This is a genomic window from Pedobacter agri PB92 (assembly GCF_000258495.1).
GTDB lineage: Bacteria > Bacteroidota > Bacteroidia > Sphingobacteriales > Sphingobacteriaceae > Pedobacter > Pedobacter agri.
Genome location: NZ_AJLG01000212.1, coordinates 1 through 7,134, shown reverse-complemented (window position 1 = coordinate 7,134; position 7,134 = coordinate 1). Strand labels below are relative to the sequence as shown.

At 39.2% G+C, this 7,134-nt stretch carries 5 protein-coding genes; 1 reads left to right on the top strand and 4 read right to left on the bottom strand.

The genetic code is table 11. The features are described 5' to 3' along the window. From clpB to pyrE, 4 genes are all read right to left on the bottom strand, one after another. The coding region (clpB, locus tag ON09_RS21155) for an ATP-dependent chaperone ClpB (protein ID WP_010603070.1) at nt 1-2,536 on the bottom strand (2,536 nt) is incomplete at its 3' end. 225 nt (nt 2,537-2,761) lie between these two features. Further along, the gene (locus tag ON09_RS21150) at nt 2,762-5,428 is read right to left on the bottom strand and encodes an alpha-L-rhamnosidase (protein WP_010603069.1); all 2,667 of its coding nucleotides are present in this window, start codon (nt 5,426-5,428) and stop codon (nt 2,762-2,764) included. A gap of 148 nt (nt 5,429-5,576) precedes the next feature. Continuing rightward, nucleotides 5,577-5,975: an SRPBCC family protein gene (locus ON09_RS21145; protein WP_010603068.1), complete on the bottom strand. Its 399-nt coding sequence runs from the start codon at nt 5,973-5,975 to the stop codon at nt 5,577-5,579. A gap of 31 nt (nt 5,976-6,006) precedes the next feature. Further along, a complete protein-coding gene (pyrE, locus tag ON09_RS21140) occupies nt 6,007-6,666 on the bottom strand; it encodes an orotate phosphoribosyltransferase (RefSeq protein ID WP_010603067.1) in 660 nt (219 codons plus the stop codon). Here pyrE and ON09_RS21135 point away from each other — a divergent pair. Next, on the top strand, nt 6,665-7,134 hold a 470-nt coding region (locus ON09_RS21135; RefSeq protein WP_010603066.1), incomplete at its 3' end, for an NUDIX hydrolase. The genes pyrE and ON09_RS21135 overlap by 2 nt on opposite strands.

Genomic DNA, 7,134 nt, shown 5'->3' with positions numbered 1-7,134 from the left:
CTTTATCTATCTTACCCGCCAGTATCTCTTTTGACAGCTCATTTAAGATTCTTTTCTGGATCACCCTTTTCAATGGCCGTGCACCAAATTGCGGATCGTAACCAAGTTGTGCCAGCCAATCTAAAGCTTCATCGCTCGCTTCCATTTCAATGCCCATTTCTGCAAGCGTTTGTTGAACATGCTTAAACTGCAAGGCAACAATATCTCTAATTTCACTGCGGTTTAATGGTGTGAACATAATCAGCTCATCGATTCGGTTTAAAAACTCCGGACGAATGGTTTGTTTTAACACCTCAAACAATTCATTTTTTGTTTTTGCAATTACCTCATCACGGTTTTCATCACTCAAATTTTTGAAGTTATCCTGAATTAAGTGGGCACCGATGTTCGATGTCATGATGATGATCGTATTTTTGAAGTTAACCGTTCTGCCTTTGTTATCCGTTAAGCGCCCATCATCTAACACTTGTAACAAAATATTAAATACATCCGGGTGTGCTTTTTCAATTTCATCAAGCAATACAACTGAATATGGTTTACGTCGAACGGCTTCGGTTAACTGTCCACCTTCATCGTAGCCAACATATCCCGGAGGCGCTCCAATCAAACGTGAAACGGCATGGCGCTCCTGATATTCACTCATATCAATACGCGTTAAAGCATTCTCATCATTAAATAAAAACTCTGCAAGTGCCTTAGCCAATTCGGTTTTACCAACTCCGGTGGTACCTAAAAATATGAACGAACCAATTGGTTTACGCTTATCTTGTAAACCTGCACGAGAGCGGCGAATGGCATCAGAAATGGCTTCAATGGCCTCGTCTTGTCCGGCTACACGTTGATGCAGTTCCTGTTCAAGGTTTAATAATTTTTCACGCTCGCTGGCAATTAATTTCGTCACCGGAATCCCTGTCCAACGGCCAACCACACCGGCGATATCGTCGGCAGTTACCTCTTCCTTCAGCATTCTGCTATCTGTTTGCTGATTTTCCAGATCAGCCTTTAACTGCTCTACCTGGTCTTGTGCTTCTTTGATTTTACCGTAACGGATTTCGGCAACCTTGCCATAATCTCCGGCACGTTCAGCTTGTTCAGCCTCTAATTTAAAATGCTCAATTTGTTCCAATTGATTATTAACCGCATCAACCAGGTCTTTTTCACCCTGCCATTTGGCTTTAAATTCATCACGCTCTGCCGATAAATTGGCAATTTCTTCAGATAACTCCTGAACCTTGCGATCGTCTTTTTCGCGTTTAATGGCTTCACGTTCAATTTCCAAACGCATAATTTCACGGTCAAGGGCATCAACATTTTCAGGAACGCTATCCATTTCCATACGTAGTTTTGATGCAGCCTCATCCATTAAATCAATGGCTTTATCTGGTAAAAAGCGATCAGAAATATATCGCTGACTCATTTCTACCGCTGCAATGATAGCTTCATCTTTAATCCTCACTTTGTGGTGAGTTTCATAACGTTCTTTTAAACCCCTTAAGATAGAAATGGCATCCTGCGTATCTGGTTCTTCCACCATTACTTTTTGAAAACGACGCTCCAGTGCTTTGTCTTTCTCCAGATATTTTTGATATTCATCTAAAGTAGTTGCACCAATTGCTCTCAACTCGCCACGGGCCAACGCTGGCTTTAAAATATTTGCGGCATCCATAGCACCTTCGCCACCACCTGCACCCACTAAAGTATGGATTTCATCAATAAATAAAATGATATCTCCATCGCTTTGCGTCACCTCTTTTACCACCGCTTTTAAGCGTTCTTCAAACTCGCCTTTATATTTCGCACCTGCAATTAAAGCACCCATATCTAATGAGTAAACAGTTTTGCTCTTTAGGTTTTCAGGCACGTCACCCTTAATAATCCTGAACGCAATGCCTTCAGCTATAGCAGTTTTACCTACGCCAGGCTCACCAATTAAAATCGGATTGTTTTTCGTCCTACGAGATAAAATCTGAATAACCCGACGAATTTCTTCATCTCTACCGATAACCGGATCGAGCTTTCCGCTTTCGGCATATTCATTTAAGTTTCGGGCATATTTATTTAGTGCCTGGTAAGTGGCTTCTGCGTTTTGATCTGTTACACGATTATCGCCACGTAATGCTGTAATGGCTTTTTTAAGGTCTTTTTCGCCAACACCCTGTTCTTTTAATAATTTGGATGTATTATCGTTAACTGCCAGAATTCCTAATAATAAATGCTCTACAGAAACAAATTCATCCTTAAATTCTTTCAAAAATGTTTGCGCTTTCTGCAAAACGCTATTGGTATTTGATGACAGATAGACATTGCTTCCGCTAACTTTCGGAAACCTGGCAATTTCTGCGTCTAAATTTTGGTTTAAAGTATTCAGGTTTACGTTGAGTTTCTTTAATACATAAGAAACTACGTTTTCATCAACAGTAAGCAAACCTTTAAGGAGGTGTGCCGTTTCAATAGCCTGCTGCTGATTGCCCTGGGCTATTTCAGAAGCCTGTTGAATTGCTTCCTGGGCTTTTATTGTAAAATTGTTGAAGTTCATATAACCGTTTTAGTCAAAACAAATGCCACAGCAATTTTGATTCTTCAATCGGAAATTTTGTCGGTTAATATTTGTAAATCATGTCTAAATTGCTGATTATTAGTATTTTGTACTGAAAAATTGGCGCATTTGCTTGATTGTTTAGGTTCAAACCCTTTTATCCCCACGCAAAAACAAATTTATGATTCTTTACGTAGGGAGAAAGATGATTGGTAATTTATATGACTACTTTACTTTATGTTCAATAAGATATTTACCGGCTGCCAAATTAATTTTTCCGGACTGGGTAAGTTTTCCGTTCACAAATATATCCATTTGACTTACCATACCCAGGTTAATTGTACCAGTTGAGTTTGGAGGAATAGTGATATCATATTGAATGCCTTTGCTTGTACGCTGCCAGGCACTAGTAATTTTACCATATGGACCAATGTGACTGGCTTCAAAAGAATTTAGTCCCTCCACAATGTGTGGATCTAAGATGACATGTTTAAATCCAGGTTGATTTTCATCAGGCTTAATACCGCCGGGAGATTTGTACAACCAGGCACCAATCTCCCCAAACATAATGTGGTTCATGGAGATATCGGATTTCGCATCTATTGGCCAGTTTTCATATAAAGTTGTGGCGCCATTTTCCATCCACCACCCCCAGCTAGGGTACGTTTTTTGCGCAGCCACTTTGTAAGCTGAATTGCTATAGCCATTTTCGCTTAAGGCATTTAATATTGCCTTAGTGCCAAGCAATCCCACATCCAGGTGATAACCGTCTGCCTCTACACGTTTAGCTAAATTTTCTGCTACCAGCTGTACAGATTCTTCAGGAACAATTTTCCAATAAAGTGGCACACTCATATCTGTTTGTATCCCTGAACCATAAATGCCTCTTGTTTTATCAAGGTATTTGGCATTGAAAGCTAGCTTAATTTTATTGGCCAGCTTGGTATATCTTTCACTATCTGCAGTTTTCCCTAGTATTTTAGCTGCTTTGGCCAAAATCACCACGTCAGCATAATAATAACAAGTTGAAGTGAGTTCTACAGGAGATTTTGATTTAACCGGAATCCAGTCGCCCAGCCCCCAGCTTGTTAGACCTGTTGGGTACGTTTCATCGATATGGTTTACATATTTACGGATGTTTTCGTAACAATCGGAAAGCAGTTTTTTATCACCATAAAACAAATATATGTTCCACGGTATAATTGCGATGGTACTCGTCCAGTCTGGTCCGTTTCCCCATTCGTAACCCCAGCCATCCGTAGGAATAATAGAAGGGAGCACGCCATTCGGCTGCTGCTCATCGCGATGATCGGCTAACCATTTTTCATAAATGGTAATCCCATCAAAACCATATAGTCCGGTTTCTATGGCAATCTGGGCATCACCCGTCCATCCATTTTTTTCCCGTTGCGGGCAATCAGTAGGGTAGCCAAAAAGATTTGATAAGTAGGAATTATTGGTGGCGTAATATATTTTGTTAATGATGGGTTCTGAAGCCTTGATATTTCCAGATTGCGGAACATCGCTATGCATAAAATAGCCCACTAAGTCTTCTTTTTTTAACTCAAGCGGAACGGAAGTCGTCACCTCCACATATTGAAAACCTTTATAATTGAAATGCGGCATAAAACTTCGCTCGCCTTTGCCACTTAAGATTAAAATATCAGTCTGAAATGGATCTGTATTATCTGTAGGGCGATAATGTGCATCAATGTTTGATATATCTAATCGACCATTAGTATACAATCTTTCACCATGTTTAAGGCGAATAATTGTTCCTGCGGGGCCATTTAAAGTAATTTTGCTTACACCAGAAATATTCCTTCCTAAATCAAACAGGTAGGTGGTATCATTAATTTTTTTGAGGGATTTTGTCGCAATCTCCTCAACATTCCGAATAGGGTGTAAAGCTTGTGCAACAATATTTCTTGATGGCGCAGAGCGATACATTACGGCCTTCCAGTCTTTATCATCAAAGCTTGCAGTGTTCCAGCCCGGCTTTTCCATGCGTGCATCATAATGTTCGGCCGTATAAATGCTGTTAAAAACGATGGGGCTTAAAGCTGTTTTCCAATCTTTGCCTGATTTAATTGTTTCTGTGGTTCCATCTTCATAAGTGATTCGCACATCTAAACAAAAAGTAGGGCGGTTACGCCATGGTGCACGATCAAAATACCATACCGCTGTTGATTGATGATTATACCAACCATTGCCTAGCAGTACGCCAATACCATTTTTCCCCTGCTGTATGGCGGTGGTAACATCGTAGGTTACGTACAGCGTTCGTCTGTCGAAACGTGTATACATCGGATCCATTCGATGATTGCCAATTTTCTTACCATTAATAGATAGTTCGTATAAACCGCCGGCGGCGATATAAGTTCGTGCCGATTTTATTTTTTTTGCCGCGTTAAAGGTATACCTAAAATAGGGTGCAGGTTTAAGTTTGATGTTTTCATTGTCCGATATCCAAGCACCTTGCCAGTTGGCCATATTCATCATTCCCATTTCAAAACTTGCAATTTTGCTGAAGGTTTTTTTGCGACCATTTGTAACATCAATCCTCCAGAAATACTTGGTAAAAGGTTTTAGTGGTTTCCCAGAAAAAATAACCAGGTTGATATCAGATTTATTCCAGCCTGAATTCCAGCAGCTAGCTTTTTCTTGCATCAGGGCAGCTGAATCAACATCAACCAAAATACGATAAGCTGTTTGTTTGGCGCCGAGGCTCGCATCGTTCATTTGCCAGGTAAAACGCGGCTTGGCATTGTCTAGGCCAATGGGGTTTTCCAAATACTCTGTTTTAAGCGCAGTTAGAGATTGCGAACTTGCGTTTGAGTAAATAAACGGTGCAAGAAATAACGTTAAAATTTGAGGGAAATGAAATTTCATAGTTTTTGGTTATTAAAAACTAAGGTATCAAAATAAAAGACTCCTAAATAAATATCAACGGAATTTTTACGCATAAAAAAAGCGAAGAGGAATCTTCGCTATATATTTCGAAATAAAGAGTCAGAAACCAGCCCGTCGTACTTTTTGACTACCCTAAAATTTCTTTTAATTTTTCAGTTTGATGATCAACCAGTTTTTGTAATGGACCTGAAGCCAGCATTTTCATCATCATATTTAAATCTGCTGAGATGATGTGTTTTGCTGTGGTAGTACCGTTTCCATTATCTGCTACTGTCCATTTTAGCTCCACCTCAAAAGGCGCTTTTTCGGTTGGGATAGCTGTTAATTCCTGGTTTTCTACACGATTAGAGATTTTGATTGCCAGTTTAGCCATATTTTGAATGGTGAAACGTGCTTCATCTTCTGTAGACTCCCAGTTGTAAATATTTTCCGGCATCAATTGCTGATGATTGTTCATGTCAGAAAGAAAAGTGTAAACCTCTGAAACGGGTTTATTTACCTCTACAGCGTTTTCAATAATCGTCATTATATATTTTATCGGTTAGTTTTTCAGGTATTTATGATTTAGGACTTACTGCTTGTCCCCATTCTGATGGATTTAAGCGCCATTTGCTTAATAATTCCATATCGCTTTTGGCAATAATACTGTGCTCGGCAGCATAATCAATTAAAGCGGCATAGTTTGATAAAGTTAAGTAACGGCATTTTGCAGCAGCGAAATTCTCATCAGCTTTTTCAAATCCGTAAGTAAAAATTGCAGCTAAACCAGCTACTGATAAGCCAGCAGCTCTCAGTGCTTCAACGGCTTGTAGGCTGCTTTTACCTGTAGATATTAAATCTTCAATTACTACAACGCGTTGTCCTTCAACAACTTCGCCTTCAATTAAGCTTCCTGTTCCGTGTTCTTTAGCTTTAGCTCTAACATAAATAAAAGGTAAGCCTAATTCCTGCGCCACTAAAACGCCTTGTGGAATGCCGGCAGTGGCTACTCCAGCAATAACATCAACTGACCCAAATTCTTCCTGAATCGCTTGTGCTAACTTCTGACGGATGTAAGTTCTAACCTGAGGATGTGAAAGGGTGATTCTGTTATCGCAATAAATTGGCGACTTCCAACCCGAGGCCCAAGTAAAAGGATTATTAGGTTGTAATTTAATTGCCTTTATTTGTAATAAAAATTCCGCTACCTTTAATTCAATATCACTTTTATTATACATGGCCCAAAAATACAGAATTTATATTAACGATAACACCCTCTTCATATCAGATGTTTTGCCTGAACAAAAAGAAAAAATTCAACAGCTTGAATTTCAGGATTTTGATTTGCAGACATTTTACAAAAAATTAAAAAACGGGTCGAAAAAAAGCTATATCTTTTTAACAAAAAACCCTCAGGAAACATTTAGGAAGCTAAAAAAGAACTGTGAGATTATCAAAGCTGCTGGTGGCTTGGTGGAGAGTGTGAATGGGAATTACTTGTTTATTTTTAGAAATAAGAAATGGGATTTGCCAAAGGGAAAGCTTGAAGATGGCGAAAACATGAAAGAAACTGCCGTTAGAGAAGTAGAAGAAGAGTGTGGGATAAAGGTTGCTAAAAGAGAAGAGAAACTCTGCAAAACTTATCATGTTTATCCCATGGGTTCGAAGATGGTGATTAAAAAAACTAATTGGTATAAAATGAAAGT

What these genes read in the sequence shown, in the direction of transcription:
- ON09_RS21150 (WP_010603069.1), bottom strand. Translation starts at nt 5,428, where the DNA reads ATGAAATTTCATTTCCCTCAAATTTTAACGTTATTTCTTGCACCGTTT.
- pyrE (WP_010603067.1), bottom strand. Translation starts at nt 6,666, where the DNA reads ATGTATAATAAAAGTGATATTGAATTAAAGGTAGCGGAATTTTTATTA.
- ON09_RS21145 (WP_010603068.1), bottom strand. Translation starts at nt 5,975, where the DNA reads ATGACGATTATTGAAAACGCTGTAGAGGTAAATAAACCCGTTTCAGAG.